The following is an 18,487-nucleotide window of genomic DNA, read 5'->3' on the forward strand; positions in this document are numbered from 1 at the left end:
AGGGTACCATGGACAGGAAGGGTGACCGATCCGCCCCCGAGGCCCAGGAGTTCCTCAAGCCGGGGACAACGAGCACCAACGGGGCCTGGAACGACGAGATCCTGGCCGAGTTCAGCCACGGCTTCGAGAACCTGGCGGACATCGAGCCGGCGGTGAGCATCTTCGGTTCGGCGCGGATCGAGCCGGGGCACCCCTACTACGAGACCACCAGGGAGATCGCCCGGCGCCTGGCCGCGGACGGCTTCACCATCATCAGCGGCGGCGGCCCGGGGATCATGGAGGCCGCCAACCGCGGCGGCGTGGAGGGCGGCGCGGAGAGCGTGGGGCTCAACATCGATCTGCCCCGGGAACAGCGCGCCAACCCGTACCAGACCCGGGAGCTGCTTTTCCGCCACTTCTTCGCCCGCAAGGTCATGTTCGTCAAGTACGCCACGGCCTACGTGGTCATGCCGGGCGGCTTCGGCACCCTGGACGAGCTGGTGGAAGCCCTGACCCTGCAGCAGACCGGCAAGAGCCGGCGCTTCCCCACCATCCTGGTGGGGTCGCCCTTCTGGAAGGGGCTCATCGACTGGTTCCGGGAGACCCTGCTGGGGTTCGGCACCATCAGCGCCGAGGATCTGGATCTGTTCATGGTGTGCGACGAGCCCGAGGAGGTGGTCGGCGAGATCCTGGACTTCTACCGCCGGGAGCACGGCGGCGCGCCGCCCGGGGGGCGGGCGCGGGAATTCTGAACCCCGCGCCGCCGCCCGGGCTCCAATTCCCTGGTATCATGCCGGCGAACCCCGCCCACCGGGGGCTTTTGCCGCCGGCACCGGAGGGCCGAGCCATGCAGCCCGCACGACGCTTTCTGACGCTCCTGGCACTGGCGCTGGCGCTTCCCGCGGCCGCCCAGGATCCGGAGGGGATCGAGGACCTGCCTCCCGAGCAGCGCATCGCTCCGGGCCAGGAGGAGCCCGAGGTCCGCATCATCCAGCGCGGGGACACGACCATCACCGAGTACGAGGCCCAGGGCCAGGTCTACATGATCAAGGTGGAGCCCGCCGTGGGACCGTCCTACTACCTGTACGACCGCAACGGTGACGGGGAATGGGACGATCGCTTCTCCGAGCTCGGCCCGGACATTACCGTACCCCAATGGACCATCTTCGAATGGTGAGGCCCGCGTAGACGTCGATGTCGGTTTATACCTCCGTCACCCCCGAACAGCTGGACGAGTTTCTCGCCCACTTCCGCCAGATCGGCGAGGCCCGCGACCTGCAGGGCATCTCCCAGGGCGTGGAGAACACCAACTACTTCCTCACCACCGACCGGGGGGAGTACATCCTCACCCTGTTCGAGCGGGTGCCGGAGCAGGACCTGCCCTTCTTCCTCAACCTGATGGCCTTCCTCGCCAACGACGGCCTGCCCGTGCCCCGGCCGGTGCCCGACGACGAGGGCAGCTTCCTGCGCCGCCTAGCGGGCAAGACCGCGGCCATCGTCACCAAGCTACCGGGCCGGACCATCTACTACCCGGGCGTGGAGCACTGCGCGGAGGTGGGCCGGGTGCTCGGACGCATGCACCGGGCCGGCCAGCGCTTCCCCGACAGCCGGGACAATCCGCGCGGGCCCGGCTGGTGGCAGGATACGGCGGCGGCCCTGGAGGGGGACCTGTCCCCGGACGAGTGGCGGCTGCTCCAGGACGAGCTCACCTACCAGTACCACAACCGGCGGGTGGACCTGCCGCGCGGCGTGATCCACGCCGACTTGTTCCACGACAACGCCCTGTTCGAGGGCAACGAGCTCACCGGGGTCATCGACTTCTACTACGCCTGCAGCGACGTGCTGGCCTTCGACCTGGCCATCGTCGCCAACGACTGGTGCATCCACCCCGACGGCACCCTCAATCCCTACCGCACCCGGGCGCTGCTGAAGAACTACAACGCCGAGCGGCCGCTGACCAGCGTGGAGGAGGCCCTGTGGCCGGTGATGCTGCGCGGGGCGGCGCTGCGCTTCTGGCTGTCCCGGCTCTGGGACTACCACCACCCCCGCGACGGCGAGCTCACCTCCACCAAGGACCCGGACACCTTCCGCGCCATCCTGGAGGCCCGCCGCGACCTGCCCCAGAACGCCTGGGTGGGCTGGCCGAAGGCGGCGGAGTAGGAACCGGCCCCTTCCAACAGGGGGAACGGGCCTCCTGCACCGTAGGAACTCGCTTTAGCGAGCGATGGGTAAGAAGGCCGTGGGGGGGTGGGTGGGATTCGCCCGCTGAAGCGGGCTCCTACAGGCTAGGCGCGGTTTCCATCATCCCTCACGCCTCACTCCAACCGCTCCAGCCCCGCGTACTCGGTGATCAGCCACTTTTCCTCCCCCAGGTCGCGGAAGAAGACCCGCACCCGCGCCTTGGGACCGCTGCCCTCGCAGGCCATGACCACGCCGGCGCCGAAGCGGGGATGGCGCACCCCGGAGCCCGGCGGGTACGGCGGCGGCTCGCGCCCCTCCGCCGGCTGGGGGGCGGCGCCGGGCCCCGCCATTCCGCCCAGGCCCGGGCCGTCCACCGCCGGCCGCGGGGTGAGGTCGTTGAGCCGCTCCGGGCTGATCTCCTCGCTGAAGCGCGACGGCGGGTTGGTCTGGTCGCGGCCGTACAGCCGCCGGCGCCGCGCCATGGTGAGGGTCAGCTCCTCCATGGCACGGGTCATGCCCACGTAGCAGAGCCGGCGCTCCTCTTCCAGGGCCGCCTCGTCGTCGAGGGTGCGGAAGTGGGGGAACAGGCCCTCCTCCATGCCGGTGAGGAAGACCCGCGGGAACTCGAGGCCCTTGGCCGCGTGCAGGGACATGAGCTGCACGGCGTCCTCGTCGGGGTCGGCGCGGCCCTCGCCGGCTTCCAGGGCGGTGTGGGCCAGGAAGGCGGACAGGGGGTCCTCGTCGTCGGGGACCTCCTCGGCGGCGAACTGCTCCGCCGCGCTCATGAGCTCCTCCAGGTTCTCGATGCGGTTGTCCGCGTCGCCGTCGCCCTTGGCCGCCCAGGCCTCGGCCAGCCCCGTGTCCCGGAGCACCCGCTCCACCAGATCGCCCAGTTCCAGGTTGCGCGAGGCGGCGGTGAGATCGTCGATGAGGCGCATGAAGGCCTCCAGGCCGGTGCGCGCCTTGCCCCGCACCGCCCCGCTCGCCAGGGCGTTCTCCGCCCCCTGCCACAGGGAGCCGCCGCTCGCGGCCTCGCGCACCGCCGCCAGGGACTTCTCCCCCACCCCGCGGGCCGGCTGGTTCACCACCCGGTCGAAGCTGGCGTCGTCGTCCCGGTTGCGCAGCAGGCGCAGGTAGGCCAGGGCGTCCTTGATCTCGGCGCGCTCGTAGAAGCGCATGCCGCCGTAGACCCGGTAGGGCAGCCCGGCGCCGAGCAGGGCCTCCTCGATCTGCCGGGACTGGGCGTGGGAGCGATACAGCACCGCGCATTCCGCGCGGGCCCGGCCCCCCTCCACCCAGCGGCGGATCTCGCTGACCACGAACTGGGCCTCCTCCCGCTCGGTGGGGGCGGCGAGCCAGCCCACCGGCTGGCCCTCCTCCTGTTCCGTCCATAGCTCCTTGCCCAAGCGGCCGGTGTTGCGGCGGATGACGTCGTTGGCGGCGGTAAGGATGGGCTGGGTGGAGCGGTAGTTGCGCTCCAGCCGCACCACGTTGCAGTCGGGATAGTGGTCGCGGAAGTTGAGCACGTGGTCCACCCGCGCCCCGCGCCAGCCATAGATGGACTGATCGTCGTCGCCCACCGCGAAGAAGTCGTCGCCCTCCCCCACCAGCGCCTGCAGCCAAAGTAGCTGAATCCGGTTGGTGTCCTGGAACTCGTCAACCAGGACGTGGCGGAAGCGTTCGCGGTAGTGGGCGGCCACTTCGGGCTGCTTGCGGAACAGCTCCAGGGTCCGCAGCAGCAGGTCGCCGAAGTCCACCAAGCCGGCCTGGTGGAGGGTGGCCTGGTAGCGGCGGTAGAGGTCGGTGATGGTGGGATCGTCGTCGCCCCGGCTCGCCACCTCGGCGGGGGTCAGGCCGTCCTCCTTGCAGGCGTTGACGGCACCCTGCACCCGGCGGGGATCGTAGGCCTTCTCATCCACCCCGGCTTCGCGGATCACCCGGCGCACCATGCGCTTCTGGTCCTCGGCGTCGAGGATCTGGAAGTCGCTGGGCAGCTCCAGGGCGGCCGCGTGGGCGCGCAGGATGCGGTGACACAGGCCGTGGAAGGTGCCGATCCACAGGTTGGCGACGCTGATGCCGAGCAGCTCCTCCACCCGCTCGCGCATCTCCCGGGCGGCCTTGTTGGTAAAGGTCACGGCCAGGATGGATCCAGGGGGCTCACCCAGGTGCCCCACCAAGTGTGCGATGCGGTGGGTGAGTACGCGGGTCTTGCCGCTGCCCGCCCCCGCCAGGATCAGGTTGGGTCCGGCGGGCAGGGCCACCGCCTCCTGCTGCTGCTCGTTCAGGCCTTCAAGCATGGGGCTCGGTCTCTTCCCTTCCTTCGGGGTTTCGCATCTGTTCCAAGCAGGACCGCACCACGTCCGTCCGGTTCACCAGGCCCACCAGGGTCTGGGCATCCCGGGGGGAGCGCACGGGGAAGCCCTCCAGCCCGTAGGAGGCCATGAGGTCCATGGCCTTCACCGCCCCGTCGCCGGGATAGAGATTGCGCAAATCCTCGGCGGGGTGGAGGAAGGGGTCCAGGTCCACCAGACCCTCCTCGTCGGGGGCCTCCAGGCCGGCCTGCAGGAGCCCCATGAGGTCCATGATCCCCCGGAAGCGGCCCGCCTCCTCCACCGGGAAGACCACCTGGAGGCCCGAGTCGGACTGCGCGCCGCGCAGCTCCTCGGCGGTTATCCGGCGCGGCAGGGCACGGTACTCCCGGAGCATGACCCGGTTCACGGGGATGGTGCACTTCTGCCCCGCCTCGGGCAGCGTGGGCTCGGACAACTCCCGCAGATGGAGGGTCCAGGCGAAGATGGACTGCGCCTTGAACCAGTCGCGGGAGGTGACCGCCGCGGTCACCGTGGCCAGCATCACCGGCAGGATCACCGCCGGGTTCTGCACCAGCTCGAACACCGCCACGATGGCGCTGAAGGGGGCGTTAAGGATGGCGGCCATGCCCGCCGCCATGCCGATGACGGCGTAGACGGCGGTGTCCCCGGGGTCGCCGGGGAGGTACCCCGCAAGCTCCGCCACCAGGGCCCCGACCAGGGCGCCCATGAACAGGGAGGGACCGATGGCGCCGCCCCGGGACTGGGCGCCGAGGCTCACCGCCGTGGCCACTAACTTGCCCACCAGGATCAGGGCCAGGGCCAGCAGGGGCACGCTGCCGGTGAACACCCGGGTCAGGGTGTCGTAGCTGACCCCCATCACCTCCGGGAGCGGCACGGCCAGCACCCCCACCAGCAGTCCACCCACCGCCGGCAGGGCCCAGGCGGGCACGGGGCTCCAGCGGCCCAGGCGGTAGATGCCCTCCACCCCGCGGATGAGGAGGAAGGAGACCAGGGCCGCCCCCAGGCCGATCACCCAGTCCAGGGGCAGGTAGACCAGGGAGTGGGTGGCGATCTGCGGCACCTCGAAGGTCATCTCCCCGCCCACCCCGGCCTGGGCCACCACAGTGGCCAGCACCGCGCTCACCACCACGGGCGCGAACAGGATCAGGGTGTACTCGCCGAGGATCACCTCCAGGGCGAACACCACGCCGGCCAGGGGGATGTTCAGGGCGCCGGCGAAGGCCCCGGCGGCCCCGGCCGCCACCAGGATGCGCAGGTACTCGGGATCCACCCCGACCCGCTGGCCCACCAGGGAGCCGATGGCGGCGCCCATGTGGATGGACGGCCCCTCCCGACCCACGGAATGCCCCGAGCCGATGGCCAGGGTACCGAAGACGAACTGGGCGATGGCGCTGCGGGCCCCCAGCTGGCTAGCGCCGTAGGCCACCCGCTCCAGGACCCGGCTGACCCCCACATCAGCGTGGCGGGGGAAGGCGAAGGCCGCCAGCAGGCCCACGGCCAGGCCCCCGGCGGCGGGCAGCAGGAGCCGCGCCCAGGCGGGCAGGCCGGCGAACCCGGCGCCCAGGGTGAACCACTCCGTGGCCTGGGCGATGGCGAGGCGGAACAGGAGGACCACCGCCCCCGCCAGTACCCCCACGACGACCCCCAGCGCCATGAGCCGCAGGCTCCAGTGCTGGGTCCAGGTCCGCAGGAGGTGGGGGAGGTCCATGGTCCTCGCCGGGTTTGCCCCTCGGGGCGCGCCGTTTCCGGGCAGGCTACTCCACGGTCACCGATTTGGCCAGGTTGCGCGGCTGGTCCACGTCCGTGCCCTTGAGCACGGCGGTGTGGTAGGCGAGCAGCTGGAGCGGGATGGTGTAGAGCACCGGGGCGAGCAGCGCGCCCGGGTCCGGCAGCTCCACCACCTCCAGGCCCTCCCCGGTGGGCGGTCCCTGACCGGGCTCGGTGAGCACCACCACATCGCCGCCGCGGGTGCGCACCTCTTCTAGGTTGGACAGCACCTTGTCGAGGAGCTGGTTGTTGGGGGCGAGGACGAACACCGGCATGTCCTCGTCCACCAGCGCCAGGGGGCCGTGCTTGAGCTCGCCGGCCGGGTAGGACTCGGCGTGGATGTAGCTGATCTCCTTGAGCTTCAGGGCCCCCTCCATGGCGATGGGGTAGAAGGGCCCGCGGCCCAGGAACAGGGCGTGCTCCCGCCCCAGGAGGCCGGCCGCCACGCGGCGCATGGACTCGTCCAGCTCCAGCGCCCCGTGGAGGCGGCGCGGCAGCGCCCGCAGCTCCTCCCGCCAGACCCCGGGATCCTGCCAGGCGGCCCCTTGGCTGGACTTGCTGGCCGCCGCGGTGAGCAGCGCCAGGACGGTGAGCTGGGTGGTGAAGGCCTTGGTGGAGGCCACGCCGATCTCCGGGCCGGCCTCGGTGTAGAGGGTGGTGTCCGCCTCGCGGTCCAGGGAGCTCTCCCGCACGTTGCAGATGGCCAGCACCGGGCCGTGGCCGTGGGCACGCAGCTCGCGGACCGCGGCCAGGGTGTCGGCGGTCTCGCCGCTCTGGGAGATGGCGATGATGGCGGTGCCCGGACGCACCACCGGGTCCCGGTAGCGGAACTCCGAGGCCACCTCCACCGCCGTGGGCAGACCGGCGTGGGCCTCCATCCAGTAGCGCGCCACCTGGGCGGCGTGGTAGCTGGTGCCGCAGGCCAGGATCAGCACCTCTTCCACCCCGGACCAGGTTTCGGCGAGGCCGTCGGCGATGTCGTCCAGCCCCCAGTCGGGCCGCTCGATGCGCCCCTCCAAGGTCTCGGCCACCGCCGCCGGCTGCTCGAAGATCTCCTTCTGCATGAAGTGGCGGTACTGGCCGCGCTCCACCTGGTCCACGCGGATGTGGGAGGTGCGCACCTCGCGGTGCTGGGGGTGGCCGTCCATGTCGGTGACGGTAAAGCCGTCGCGGGTGAGCTCCACGAAATCGCCATCGGCCAGGTCCACCAGCTCCTGGGTCACCGGCACCAGTGCGGCGGCGTCGGAGGCGAGGAAGTGCTCACCCACCCCAACGCCCAGCAGCAACGGGCTGCCCTTGCGGGCCCCCACGATGCGGCCCGGGTCCTCGGCGTCCACCACCGCCAGGGCGTAGGCGCCCTGCAGACGCCTGGCTACCCCCCGGAGGGCGCCGAACAGGTCGCTTCCCCGGGCCAGCTCGCGGTGGATGAGGCAGGGGATGGTCTCGGTGTCGGTCTGGGAGTGGAGGACGTAACCCTCCGCCTCCAGCTCCGCCCGGAGCTCGCCGTGGTTCTCGATGATGCCGTTGTGGACCACGGCCACCCGTTCACCGGCCACGTGTGGGTGGGCGTTTTCGGCGGAAGGGCTGCCGTGGGTGGCCCAGCGCGTGTGGGCGATGCCGGTGTGGCCGCGGACCCCCTCGGCCTCCACCTCCTCCTCCAGGGCCGAGACCTTGCCCTCCCGGCGCCGGCGGATCATGCCGCCGCTGCCGAGCACGGCCAGCCCCGCGCTGTCGTAGCCCCGGTACTCCAGGCGGGAGAGCCCCTCCAGGAGTACGGGGACCATGTTCCGCTCGCCCACTCCGCCGATTATCCCGCACATCTAGTCCTGCTCCTCCTTGGCCCGCTCCTCGGGGCGCTTCCAGTCGTGGCGGGTAAGCTGCTTGGCCCGGGACAGGGTCAGGGCCCCGGCCGGGGCGTCCTTGGTGATGGTGGAACCGGCGCCGATGGTGGCGCCCTCCCCCACGCTCACCGGCGCCACCAGCTGCACCGCGGAGCCGATGAAGGCCCCCGCGCCGATGGTGGTGGTGTGCTTGCGATGGCCGTCGTAGTTGCAGGTGATGGTGCCCGCCCCCAGATTGGCGCCCGCCCCCACATCGGCGTCGCCCACGTAGGAGAGGTGGTTGGCCTTGACCCCGGGGCCCAGGCGGGCCTTCTTCACCTCCACGAAGTTGCCGACCTTGCTGCCCTCCTCCAGGACCGTGCCCGGCCGCAGGCGGGCGAAGGGACCTACGGCGGCGCCGGGGCCCACCGTGGTGCCCTCGATGTGGCTGTTGGCCTCCACCCGGGCGCCCTCACCGATGGCGCAGTCCCGGAGCACGCATCCGGGGCCGATGTGGGCCCCGGCGCCCAGGGTCACCTCCCCCTCGAACTGGCAGCCCGGGTCCACCACTACGTCGGTCGCCGGATGCACCTTGCCGTAGACCGCCGTCCGGGCGGGGTCCCGCAGCGTCACCCCCGCCTCCATGAGGGCATCGGCCGTGCGCTCCTGGAAGGCCGCCTCCACCGCCGCGAGGTGCCTGCGGTTGTTCACTCCCTGCACCTCCCCCGGGTCCGGGACACGGTGGGCGAGGACCCCGCCCGCTGCGGCCGCCAGTCCCACCACGTCGGTCAGGTAGTACTCCCCCTGGGCGTTGTCCGCGGACAGGGACGCCAGCCAGGGGCCGAGACGTTTCCCCCTAACCGCCAGCGTACCGGTAAACACCTCGCCGATGGAACGCTCCTCGGGGGTGGCGTCCTTCTCCTCGCGGATACCCGTGACCCGTCCCTGGTCGTCGCGGAGGATGCGTCCGTAGCCGGTGGGGTCCGCGGGGTGGGTGGTCAGGATGCCCAGGTCGTGGCTGGAGCTGGCGAGGGCGTCGGCCCAGGCCCGGAGGGTCTCGCCGCGCAGCAAAGGGACGTCCCCGTTCAGCACCAGCACCCAGTCGGAGTCGGCGAACTCGGGCCCGGCGCACTGTACGGCGTGGCCGGTGCCCAGCTGCTCCTCCTGCTCCACCAGCTCCACGTCCGGGGCCCCTACGCGGTCCCGCACTTCCTCCGCGCCGTGGCCGACCACCAGCCGCATGCGCTGCGGGGACAAGGAACGGGCGGCGTCCAGGACGTGCGCCACCATGGGGCGCCCGCCCACCTCGTGCAGCACCTTGGGGCGTGCCGAGCGCATACGGGTGCCCTGTCCCGCGGCGAGGATGACAACGGTCAAGTTCAAGGCTTCAAACCCTCCAAACAACAAGGGGGCGGCCCGAAGGCCGCCCCCTGCTCCGACGATACGAACCGGCGGGTCGTCAGCGCAGCCGTGGCAAGCGCCCTCACACCCCGGCGCGCTCGCGGTGCCGGCGATAGACCCGGAGACGGGCCGCCGCCTCGGCCAACTCGGCCTTGGCGCGGGCCAGCTCCATGTCGGAGGTCTGCTCCTCCAGGGCCTTCTCCGCCCGGCGCTGGGCCGCTTCGGCCTCCGCCGCGTCGATGTCCGGGGCCCGCTCCGCCGTATCCGCCAGCACGGTCACCACCGAGGGCTGGACCTCGAGGTAGCCGCCCGAGACGAATAGCACCTCCTCGTCGCGGCTCTCGTGCTGGATCCGCACCTCCCCGGGTACCAACCGGGTGATGAAGGCGGAGTGGCCGGGCATGATGCCCACCTCGCCCATCTCGGCGGGGGCGACCACCATCTCGCTGGTGCCGGAATAGATCTCCCGGTCGGCGCTAACAACATCCACGTGGATGGTCATTCCCATGATGCCCTCTCTCCCCTACTCAATATAGCCCGTTCGCGGCGGGGGCGGACAACCCCCGCCGACCCGTCCGGGCCGTGGCTCAGCTGGCCTTCTTCAGGGAGTTGGCCTTCTCCACCGCCTCGTCGATGGTGCCGACCATGTAGAAGGCCTGCTCCGGCAGTTCGTCGTACTCGCCGTCGACGATGCCCTTGAAGCCGCGAATGGTCTCGGACAGCGGCACGTACTTGCCGGGCGCGCCGGTGAAGACCTCGGCCACGAAGAAGGGCTGGGACAGGAACCGCTGGATCTTCCGCGCCCGGGCCACGATGAGCTTGTCCTCTTCGGACAGCTCGTCCATGCCCAGAATGGCGATGATGTCCTGCAGCTCCTTGTACCGCTGCAGCACCTGCTGCACCCGGCGGGCCGTGTCGTAGTGGTCCTGGCCGATGACCTGAGGGTCCAGCTGACGGCTGGTGGAGTCCAGGGGATCCACGGCCGGGTAGATGCCCAGCTCAGCGATGGAGCGGGCGAGCACCACGGTGGCGTCCAAGTGGGCGAAGGTGGTGGCCGGCGCCGGGTCGGTCAGGTCGTCCGCGGGCACGTACACCGCCTGCACCGAGGTAATGGACCCGGTCTTGGTGGTGGTAATGCGCTCCTGCAGGACGCCCATCTCCTCGGCCAGGGTCGGCTGGTAACCCACCGCCGACGGCATGCGGCCCAGCAGGGCGGACACCTCGTTACCCGCCAGGGAGTAACGGTAGATGTTGTCGATGAACATCAACACGTCGCGGCCCTCGTCACGGAACTTCTCCGCGATGGTCAGGCCGGTCAGCGCCACGCGCAGGCGGTTCCCCGGCGGCTCGTTCATCTGGCCGTACACCAGGGACACCTTGTCGAGGACCTCGGACTCCTTCATCTCGTAGTAGAAGTCGTTGCCCTCGCGGGTCCGCTCGCCGACGCCAGCGAACACGGAGTAGCCGGAGTGCTCGATGGCGATGTTCCGGATCAGCTCCATCATGTTCACGGTCTTGCCCACCCCGGCGCCGCCGAACAGGCCGACCTTGCCGCCCCGGGCGAACGGGCACATGAGGTCGATCACCTTGATGCCCGTCTCCAGGATGTCGGCGGTGGAGGACAGGTCCTCGTAGGCCGGCGGCTTGGCGTGAATGGGGGCGGTCTCGTCCTTGGGGACCTCACCGGCTTCGTCGATGGGGTTGCCCAGGACGTCCATCATGCGGCCCAGGGTCTTCTCGCCAACGGGCACGGTGATGGGGGCGCCGGTGCCCTTCACCTCCATGCCGCGCTTGAGGCCGTCGGTGGAGCCCATGGCGATGCAGCGTACGGTCTTGTCACCGGTGTGCTGCTGGGCCTCGAGGACCAGGTCCCCGTCCACCAGCTCCAGGGCGTCGTAAACCTCGGGCATGTCCGTCTGCCCGAAGTCCACGTCCACCACCGGGCCGATGATCTGGACGATCTTGCCAGTTCCAGTGGATTCGCTCATTTTCGTGCCCGCTTCCTCTAGCTTGGGAATTCGGTAGCCGCGGCCGCGTCAGCCTTCCAGGGCCGCCGCACCGGATGTGATCTCGGCCAGCTCCGCCGTAATGGCCGCCTGGCGCGCCTTGTTGTAGGACAGCTTGAGGTCCTCGATGAGGTCCTCGGCGTTGTCCGAGGCGCTCTTCATGGCAACCATGCGCGCTGCCTGCTCCGAGGCGATGTTCTCCACCAGCCCATGGAAGATCAGGGATTCCACGTAGCGCTGCATGAGGCCGTCGATGACCTCCTGCGGCTCGGGCTCGTAGATGTAGTCCCAGTGGAGCTCATCGGGCTCGGACAGGCCGGTGATGGGCAGGATCTGCTCGGCCCGGACGTTCTGGGTCATGGTGTTCACGAATTCGTTGAACACCAGGTAGACCCGGTCCAGCTCGCCTTCCATGAAGGCGTCCATCACCACCTTGGCGGCACCGGCGATCTCGGTCACCTCCGGCGCATCGCCCAGCTCGGACGACTCGGCCATGATGTCCACCCCCAGCCGATTCAGCAGGGGCAGGCTCTTCTTGCCGATGGCGGCGACCCGATAGCCGATCCCCTTGCCGTCGAGATCGCCCATCAGGTTCACCGTCTCACGCAGGGCGTTGGTATTGAGGCCGCCGCACAGGCCGCGGTCGGAGGTGATCACGATGATCCCGGCCTTCTTCACCTCCCGTTCTTCCATGAACGGGTGGGTGTACTCGGGATGGGCCTTGCCGATGTGCCCGATCACCTGCCGCATCTTCTCGGCATAGGGCCGAGTGGCGTGCATGCGGGCCTCCGCCTTGCGCATCTTGGAGGCCGCGACCATCTCCATCGCCGAAGTAATCTTCTTCGTATTCTCGACGGAGCCGATCTGCTTCTTGATTTCCTTGGAGCTCGGCATCCCGCTCTCCGATCGTTGTCGCCCGCCTTAGTAGGCGTGCTTCTCCTTGAAGTCCTTCAGGGCGCTATGCAGGCCGGACGTGATCTCGTCGGTCAGCTTGAGCTCGTTGGCCATCTTGTCCAGCAGGTCCTTCTGCTGGCTATGCATGTACTCATGCAGGGCCTTTTCGAAATCCACCACCTTCTCCACTTCCACGTCGTCGAGGTAGCCCTCGTTCGCGGCGAAGAGGGAGGAGGCCATCTCGGGCACGGACAGCGGCTTGTACTGCCCCTGCTTCATGAGCTCGGTGACTCGCTTGCCCCGCTCGATCTGGTTCCGGGTGGCCTCGTCCAGATCGGAGGCGAACTGGGCGAAGGCGGCCAGCTCGCGGTACTGCGCCAAGTCCGTACGGATGCCGCCGGCCAGCTTCTTGATGAGCCCGGTCTGGGCGGAGCCGCCCACGCGGGACACCGAGAGGCCGGCGTTGATGGCGGGCCGGATGCCGGAGTTGAACAGGTCCGACTCCAGGTAGATCTGCCCGTCGGTGATGGAGATCACGTTGGTGGGCACGAAGGCGGACACGTCGCCAGCCTGGGTCTCGATCACCGGCAGGGCCGTCAGGGAGCCGGTCTGGCCCTTCACCTCGCCCCCGGTGGCCTGCTCCACATAGTCGGCGTTCACCCGGGCGGCCCGCTCCAGCAAGCGGCTGTGGAGGTAGAAAATGTCACCGGGGTACGCCTCGCGGCCGGGAGGCCGGCGAAGCAGCAGGGAGACCTGGCGGTAGGCCCAGGCCTGCTTGGTCAGGTCATCGTAGACGATCAGGGCGTCCTGGCCGCGGTCGCGGAAGTACTCGCCCATGGAGCAACCGGCGTACGGGGCGATGTACTGCATGGTGGCGGATTCCGAGGCGTTCGCCGCGACCACGATGGTGTGGTCCATGGCGCCCTCTTCCTCCAGCTTGGCCACCACCTGCGCCACAGAGGAGGCCTTCTGGCCGACGGCGACGTAGATGCAGGTAACCCCGGTGCCCTTCTGGTTGATGATGGTGTCCACCGCCACGGCGGTCTTGCCGGTCTGGCGGTCGCCGATGATCAGCTCACGCTGACCCCGGCCGACGGGCACCATGGCATCGAGGGCCTTGATACCGGTTTGCAGGGGCTGATCCACGCCCTCACGAGCAATCACGCCGGGCGCGATCTTCTCGATGGGCTCGTGGCCGGAGGCCTCGATGGGGCCCTTGCCGTCAATGGGCTGGCCGAGGGGGTTTACCACGCGGCCCACCATGTTCTCGCCCACGGGGACTTCCATGATCCGGCCGGTGGCCTTGACCGTGTCCCCTTCGCGGATGTGGGTGTAGTCGCCGAGGACCACGCCGCCCACCGCGTCGTGCTCGAGGTTCAGCGCCATGCCGTAGGTGTTGTTGGGGAATTCGAGCATCTCCCCCTGCATGACGTCCTCGATGCCGTGGGCCTTGATGATGCCGTCCTGGACGGCCACCACCGTGCCTTCGCTCCGGGCCTCGAGGTCCTGCTCGAAGCCCTCGATCTGCTTGCGAATGAGTTCGCTAATTTCCGAGGTGTTCAGTTGCACCGTCAGATCCCCTATCCTCGCGGCCTGTTCAGGCTTTCAATTGGTTACGGAGCTGTTCCAGCCCGCCCCGGACGGAGCCGTCGATCACCATGTCTCCCGCACGGATCACTAGCCCCGCCATGAGCGACTCGTCCACCCGGCTTTCCACGCTAACCTTCTTACCAAAGCGCTTTTCCAGCTGGCTGGCAATGGCCTTTTCCGCCTCCTCGTCGAGGGGAGCGGCGGCCGTCACCTCCGCGTGGACCTCGCCTTCGGCGCTGCGCCGCAAGTCCCGGTAGATCTCCAGGATGTCGGGGAGAAAAGCCACTCGATCATTGGCGAACAGGGTGTCGAGGAGCCGGGTGCCCGCCTGATCCAGGCGGTCGCCCCCCACGGAGCGGAACACCTCCTCCTGGCGCTCCTTGCTCACCTTGGGGTTGCCCAGCATGCGCTGCATGCTCGGGTCCTCCGCGATCGCGGCCAGGAGGGTGAGGGTGTCCTCCCACTCCGCGAAGGTTCCCTTGCTTTGGGCCAGCTCGAAGATCGCCTCCGCGTAGGGCCGGGCGATGGTATTGGCGTCAGCCATGGGGCCCTCCTTACAGGCGCTGCACCACGCGGTCGAGGACCTCGGAGTGGGCGCTCGCGTCGATCTCCCGCTCGAGGATCTTCTCGGCGCCTTCCACCGCCAAGTCCGCAACGCGCTGGGTCAGCTCTTGCCGCGCCCGGTTCATTTCCTGCTCGGCCTCGTCCCGGGCATTGGCAAGGATCCGTTCGGCCTCCTGACGGGCCTCGCCCGCGGCCTCCTCCCGGATCTCGTTGGCCCGGCGCTCGGCCGCGCTCACCATCTCCTGGGCCTTTTCCTTGGCCTCGGCGATGGTCTCCTTGGCGCGCTTCTCGGCGAGCTCCTGCTCCTTCTCGCCCCGTTCGGCGGCCTCGAGGCCTTCCTGGATCTTCTTCTGCCGGTTGGCCAGGGCCGCGTTGATGGGGGCGTAGACATACCGCTGGAACAGCCAGATGAAGACCACGAAGGTGATCGCCTGGCCGATCAGGGTCAGATTCAGATTCAAGGTCTTTCCCCTATGGTTGGTCCCGAAATTCGGGGCCGGGCGGCCACTACGCCGCCCGGTAGCCTGGCCCGTCGCTTAGCCGAGGAACGGGTTGGCGAAGACGAACCACAGGGCCAGCGCCAGCACGATGAACGGGAAGGACTCCATCAGGCCGGCGAAGATGAAGGTGTTGGTCAGCAGCTGGGGCCGCATCTCGGGCTGGCGGGCGATCCCCTCCAGGGCCTTGGAGGTGATCATGCCCCAGCCGAGGGCGGAGCCCAGGCCGGCGGCACCCAGAATGATTCCAACGGCGATGGCGGTAGCGGCGGTGATGATGGTGGCAGGTTCCATCGAATCCTCCTGCAGTTAGCGAGCTGTAAGAGTGGGAAACAAAAACCGGTTAATGGTCAGACGAGACTGCCATGGCCAGGTATACGATGCTCAGGACCATGAAGATGAAGGCCTGCAGCACGATGACCAGGACGTGGAAGATGGTCCAGGGCAGGCCACCCAGCCAGTGGAGCCACCACGGGATCAGGGCGGCGATCAAGAGGTAGATGAGCTCCCCGGCGAACAGGTTGCCGAACAGTCGCAGGCCCAGGGAGAGCGGCTTCGCCAGCTCCTCCACCGCCTTCATGATGATGTTGATGGGGGCGAGCCACTTGCCGAAGGGGTGCGTGACGAACTCCATGGCGAATTCGCCGCCCTTGGTCTTGAAGCTGTAGTACATGGTGAGGATGAAGATCACCAGGGCCATGCCCATGGGCACGTTGAGGTCCGCGGTGGCCACCGCCCGGTAGTTGTCCGCTCCCATGGCTTCCATCGCCCCCGGGATCAGGTCCACGGGGATGATGTCGAAGAAGTTCATCAGGAAGATCCACAGGAACACCGTGATGGCGATGGGGGCGACGATCGGGTTATGCCCGGGGTAGTTATCGTCCACGTTCTTGTTCACGAACTCCACCACCATCTCCATGAAGTTCTGGCTCCCCTGGGGCACCCCTTCGGTGACGCGGTTCTTGATGTAGCGCCCGAAGAGGAGGATGACCACGCCGCAGAAGATCGACATGATCATGGTGTCCAGGTTGATCGCCCAGAACCCTTCACCGAAGGTCCAATTGGTGATGTGGTGCTGGATGTACTCCCCCGGAGTCAGGCTCGCCCCATGGGAAGCGGCTTCCGCCCCATGGGATGCGGCTTCGGAATGCGTTTCTTCTACGTTCCCGCTGCTCACCGTTGCTCCCCTATCCCGGAAATCATTCGGTTTTTCGCCGCGGCCCGTACAGGCTGGCCGCTTCGATGAAGCTGACGACGTGGGCGATGATTAGGCCCCCGATCACCCCGCCGATGTGCAGTTCCCAGACCGCCGCCGCGAGGATCACCGCCACACCCACCACCACGAAGCGCTCGACGGCCCCCCGATAGAGGATCCGGGCGCCGCCCTCTCCGGCGTGATCCGCCGCCCGCTGGAGGCTGGCGGAGAGCATGGCGGCCAGCAAGGCCGCCAGACCCCCGCCGTAGCCCAGGCCCTTGGCCATGTCCGGGCGGCCGAGGTACCAGGCCAGGGCAGCCACCGCCGCCACCGTAACGATCTGGCGGGCGACTACCCGGCCGGTCTGGTTGATCAGATCTCGTTGCTGGTCCAAGGGACCCTTAATCCGTCGGGTGCGCGCTCGGGGTGGACGATGGCCGCAAACAATTTCGGCCTCGTCCTGCCCGGTTTGCGTCCGGGAAGGGCGGGGCCGACCCCGATCGGATTGGAATCGTTCCGCTTTCAGGTGGCGGCGATACTAAGGGAGAGCACACCGTTAGTCAATCGCCGGGCTCCGGGCGGATCCGGGCGACAATGTCCTCCAGCTCGTCCACGGAGGTGTATTCAATCTCCAGCTTGCCGCGGTTCTTTCGCTGGGTAATCCGCACCCGGGTGGCCAGGCGCTCGCCGAGGTCCTGCTCCAGGCGCTCGATGTCCGGATCCTTGCGCACCGCCCCGCCGGGCTTCGCCTCCTGGCCTTCCCCGGATTCCGCCTCCTGGAGGGTCTTGCGTACACGGTCCTCGGTCGCTCGTACGGACATGCCCTTCTGCACCACCTCCTGGGCCACCTCCCCCAGGCGCTCGTGCCCCTCCAGGGCGAGCAGGGCGCGGGCGTGGCCCATGCGCAGAGTGCCCTCCTCCAGGGCCCGGTGCACCGGGTCCGGAAGGCGCAACAGGCGCAGGGTGTTCGATATGGTGGCGCGGTTCCGGCCCACCCGCTCGGCGATGGCCTCGTGGGTCATGTCGAACTCGCTGACCAGCCTGTCGAAGGCCCGCGCCTCCTCCATCGGGTTCAGCTCCTCCCGCTGGATGTTCTCGATGAGGGCGATCTCCAGGGCCTGCTCGTCGGCCAGGGTCCGGATCATGGCCGGCACGCTCTCGAACCCGGCCAGCTGGGCCGCCCGCCAGCGGCGTTCGCCGGCGATCAGCTCGTACTCCCCGCCCTCTTCCCGGCGCCGGACCACCAGGGGCTGGACGATGCCCTGGCTGCGGATGGACTCCGCCAATTCCCGGAGGGCGTCGTCGTTCATCTGCTTGCGCGGCTGGTAGGTGCCCGGCCGGATCATGTCCACCGGCACCCACTGCACCTCGGTCTCCGCCGCCTCCGGCGCCTCCTCGTAATCATCCCCCAGGAGGGAGTCCAGGCCCCGTCCCAAACGGCGTTTGCTCATGCCGGCACCCCGGCGTCCATGAGCTCATTGGCAAGGTCCAGGTAGGACTCTGAGCCCCGGCACAGGGCGTCGTAGTAGATCACGGGCATGCCGAAGCTGGGCGCCTCTCCCAGGCGGACATTGCGCGGGATGGTGGTCTCGTAGACCTTGCGCCCGAAGTGCTCCCGCACCTCATCCGAGACCTGGTTGGCCAGGTTGTTGCGGCTATCGTACATGGTGAGCAGTAGCCCCTCGATGCGGAGCTCGGGGTTGGCCTTGCGCCGGATGCGCTGGATCACGTCCATCAGCTGGGAGAGGCCCTCCAGGGCGTAATACTCGCACTGGATAGGGATCAGGGCACTGTGGGCCGCCACCAGGGCGTTCACCGTCAGCAGGTTCAGGGAGGGTGGGCAATCGATGAGGATGTAATCGTACTGGTCCTGGACGTCCGCCAAGGCCCGGCGCAGCCGCCGCTCCCGGCTGTCCTGGTCCACCAGCTCGATCTCCGCGCCGGAAAGGTTGCTGTTGCTCGGGATGAGGTCCGGTCCGCCCTGCCCTTCCTGGGCGGCGCTCAGGACAGCTTCCTGGGCCGGAACCTCCCCCATCAGGACCTGGTAGACGGTGGTTTCCTGGGCCTTCTTATCGTAACCAAGGCCCATGGTGGCGTTGCCCTGCGGGTCGATATCCACCACCAGGACCCGCTGCTCCCCTACGGCCAGGGCGGCCGCCAGGTTGACCGAGGTGGTGGTCTTTCCCACCCCCCCCTTCTGATTGGTCACGGCAATTACCTTGCCCATTCCCGCTCCTTGGTTCCACGTGAAACAGGGCAT

At 68.8% G+C, this 18,487-nt stretch carries 18 protein-coding genes; 3 read left to right on the forward strand and 15 right to left on the reverse strand.

Annotation, left to right across the window (positions count from 1 at the left end; all coding sequences use genetic code 11):
• Positions 1-8: 8 nt before the first annotated feature.
• From AN478_RS01690 to AN478_RS01700, 3 genes are all read left to right on the forward strand, one after another.
• Complete coding sequence (locus AN478_RS01690) at positions 9-731, forward strand: LOG family protein (RefSeq protein WP_054964895.1); 723 nt, start codon at positions 9-11, stop codon at positions 729-731.
• Between the two features lie 95 nt (positions 732-826).
• Positions 827-1,156 (forward strand): DUF2782 domain-containing protein, encoded by a 330-nt coding sequence (locus tag AN478_RS01695; protein WP_054964896.1) that lies wholly within the window; start codon positions 827-829, stop codon positions 1,154-1,156.
• 17 nt (positions 1,157-1,173) lie between these two features.
• On the forward strand, positions 1,174-2,139 hold the full coding sequence (locus AN478_RS01700; RefSeq protein WP_054964897.1) for a homoserine kinase: 966 nt from the start codon (positions 1,174-1,176) through the stop codon (positions 2,137-2,139).
• Between the two features lie 155 nt (positions 2,140-2,294).
• Here AN478_RS01700 and AN478_RS01705 read toward each other — a convergent pair whose 3' ends face one another.
• From AN478_RS01705 to AN478_RS01775, 15 genes are all read right to left on the reverse strand, one after another.
• Positions 2,295-4,457: a UvrD-helicase domain-containing protein gene (locus AN478_RS01705; RefSeq protein ID WP_054964898.1), complete on the reverse strand. Its 2,163-nt coding sequence runs from the start codon at positions 4,455-4,457 to the stop codon at positions 2,295-2,297.
• Positions 4,450-6,201, reverse strand: a complete 1,752-nt coding sequence (locus tag AN478_RS01710) for a chloride channel protein (protein ID WP_054964899.1) — start codon at positions 6,199-6,201, stop codon at positions 4,450-4,452. The genes AN478_RS01705 and AN478_RS01710 overlap by 8 nt, the downstream gene beginning before the upstream one ends.
• 46 nt (positions 6,202-6,247) lie before the next feature.
• Entirely contained in the window at positions 6,248-8,080 is a 1,833-nt protein-coding gene (gene glmS / locus AN478_RS01715; RefSeq protein WP_054964900.1) for a glutamine--fructose-6-phosphate transaminase (isomerizing), read from the reverse strand.
• Positions 8,081-9,463 carry a bifunctional UDP-N-acetylglucosamine diphosphorylase/glucosamine-1-phosphate N-acetyltransferase GlmU gene (glmU, locus tag AN478_RS01720; RefSeq protein ID WP_074471339.1) on the reverse strand — a complete coding sequence of 461 codons (1,383 nt, stop codon included), beginning with the start codon at positions 9,461-9,463 and terminating at the stop codon, positions 8,081-8,083.
• A 100-nt stretch (positions 9,464-9,563) separates the two neighbouring features.
• Positions 9,564-9,989, reverse strand: a complete 426-nt coding sequence (locus AN478_RS01725; RefSeq protein WP_054964902.1) for a F0F1 ATP synthase subunit epsilon — start codon at positions 9,987-9,989, stop codon at positions 9,564-9,566.
• A 79-nt stretch (positions 9,990-10,068) separates the two neighbouring features.
• Entirely contained in the window at positions 10,069-11,469 is a 1,401-nt protein-coding gene (atpD, locus tag AN478_RS01730) for a F0F1 ATP synthase subunit beta (protein WP_054964903.1), read from the reverse strand.
• Positions 11,470-11,517: 48 nt separating this feature from the next.
• Positions 11,518-12,381, reverse strand: a complete 864-nt coding sequence (gene atpG, locus AN478_RS01735; RefSeq protein ID WP_054964904.1) for a F0F1 ATP synthase subunit gamma — start codon at positions 12,379-12,381, stop codon at positions 11,518-11,520.
• A 27-nt stretch (positions 12,382-12,408) separates the two neighbouring features.
• A complete protein-coding gene (gene atpA, locus AN478_RS01740) occupies positions 12,409-13,950 on the reverse strand; it encodes a F0F1 ATP synthase subunit alpha (protein WP_054964905.1) in 1,542 nt (513 codons plus the stop codon).
• A 28-nt stretch (positions 13,951-13,978) separates the two neighbouring features.
• The gene (locus AN478_RS01745) at positions 13,979-14,515 is read right to left on the reverse strand and encodes a F0F1 ATP synthase subunit delta (RefSeq protein ID WP_054964906.1); all 537 of its coding nucleotides are present in this window, start codon (positions 14,513-14,515) and stop codon (positions 13,979-13,981) included.
• Positions 14,516-14,525: 10 nt separating this feature from the next.
• Positions 14,526-14,996 carry a F0F1 ATP synthase subunit B gene (locus AN478_RS01750; protein ID WP_054964907.1) on the reverse strand — a complete coding sequence of 157 codons (471 nt, stop codon included), beginning with the start codon at positions 14,994-14,996 and terminating at the stop codon, positions 14,526-14,528.
• 75 nt (positions 14,997-15,071) lie between these two features.
• The gene (gene atpE / locus AN478_RS01755; RefSeq protein ID WP_054964908.1) at positions 15,072-15,326 is read right to left on the reverse strand and encodes a F0F1 ATP synthase subunit C; all 255 of its coding nucleotides are present in this window, start codon (positions 15,324-15,326) and stop codon (positions 15,072-15,074) included.
• A 49-nt stretch (positions 15,327-15,375) separates the two neighbouring features.
• Entirely contained in the window at positions 15,376-16,131 is a 756-nt protein-coding gene (gene atpB / locus AN478_RS01760; protein ID WP_054965153.1) for a F0F1 ATP synthase subunit A, read from the reverse strand.
• 100 nt (positions 16,132-16,231) lie between these two features.
• On the reverse strand, positions 16,232-16,621 hold the full coding sequence (locus AN478_RS01765; RefSeq protein ID WP_054964909.1) for an ATP synthase subunit I: 390 nt from the start codon (positions 16,619-16,621) through the stop codon (positions 16,232-16,234).
• 166 nt (positions 16,622-16,787) lie between these two features.
• Positions 16,788-17,678, reverse strand: coding sequence for a ParB/RepB/Spo0J family partition protein (locus AN478_RS01770; protein ID WP_054964910.1), 891 nt, complete (start codon positions 17,676-17,678; stop codon positions 16,788-16,790).
• Positions 17,675-18,454 carry a ParA family protein gene (locus AN478_RS01775; protein WP_054964911.1) on the reverse strand — a complete coding sequence of 260 codons (780 nt, stop codon included), beginning with the start codon at positions 18,452-18,454 and terminating at the stop codon, positions 17,675-17,677. Before AN478_RS01775 ends, AN478_RS01770 begins: the two co-directional genes overlap by 4 nt.
• Between the last annotated feature and the right edge of the window lie 33 nt (positions 18,455-18,487).

It is taken from the genome of Thiohalorhabdus denitrificans, assembly GCF_001399755.1.
Lineage (GTDB): Bacteria > Pseudomonadota > Gammaproteobacteria > Thiohalorhabdales > Thiohalorhabdaceae > Thiohalorhabdus > Thiohalorhabdus denitrificans.

Bases quoted from the DNA above. Each gene is read 5' to 3' on its own strand.
- AN478_RS01690 (WP_054964895.1), top strand. From the start codon at position 9: ATGGACAGGAAGGGTGACCGATCCGCCCCCGAGGCCCAGGAGTTCCTC.
- AN478_RS01695 (WP_054964896.1), top strand. From the start codon at position 827: ATGCAGCCCGCACGACGCTTTCTGACGCTCCTGGCACTGGCGCTGGCG.
- AN478_RS01700 (WP_054964897.1), top strand. From the start codon at position 1,174: ATGTCGGTTTATACCTCCGTCACCCCCGAACAGCTGGACGAGTTTCTC.
- AN478_RS01705 (WP_054964898.1), bottom strand. From the start codon at position 4,457: ATGCTTGAAGGCCTGAACGAGCAGCAGCAGGAGGCGGTGGCCCTGCCC.
- AN478_RS01710 (WP_054964899.1), bottom strand. From the start codon at position 6,201: ATGGACCTCCCCCACCTCCTGCGGACCTGGACCCAGCACTGGAGCCTG.
- glmS (WP_054964900.1), bottom strand. From the start codon at position 8,080: ATGTGCGGGATAATCGGCGGAGTGGGCGAGCGGAACATGGTCCCCGTA.
- AN478_RS01725 (WP_054964902.1), bottom strand. From the start codon at position 9,989: ATGGGAATGACCATCCACGTGGATGTTGTTAGCGCCGACCGGGAGATC.
- atpD (WP_054964903.1), bottom strand. From the start codon at position 11,469: ATGAGCGAATCCACTGGAACTGGCAAGATCGTCCAGATCATCGGCCCG.
- atpG (WP_054964904.1), bottom strand. From the start codon at position 12,381: ATGCCGAGCTCCAAGGAAATCAAGAAGCAGATCGGCTCCGTCGAGAAT.
- AN478_RS01745 (WP_054964906.1), bottom strand. From the start codon at position 14,515: ATGGCTGACGCCAATACCATCGCCCGGCCCTACGCGGAGGCGATCTTC.
- atpE (WP_054964908.1), bottom strand. From the start codon at position 15,326: ATGGAACCTGCCACCATCATCACCGCCGCTACCGCCATCGCCGTTGGA.
- AN478_RS01770 (WP_054964910.1), bottom strand. From the start codon at position 17,678: ATGAGCAAACGCCGTTTGGGACGGGGCCTGGACTCCCTCCTGGGGGAT.
- AN478_RS01775 (WP_054964911.1), bottom strand. From the start codon at position 18,454: ATGGGCAAGGTAATTGCCGTGACCAATCAGAAGGGGGGGGTGGGAAAG.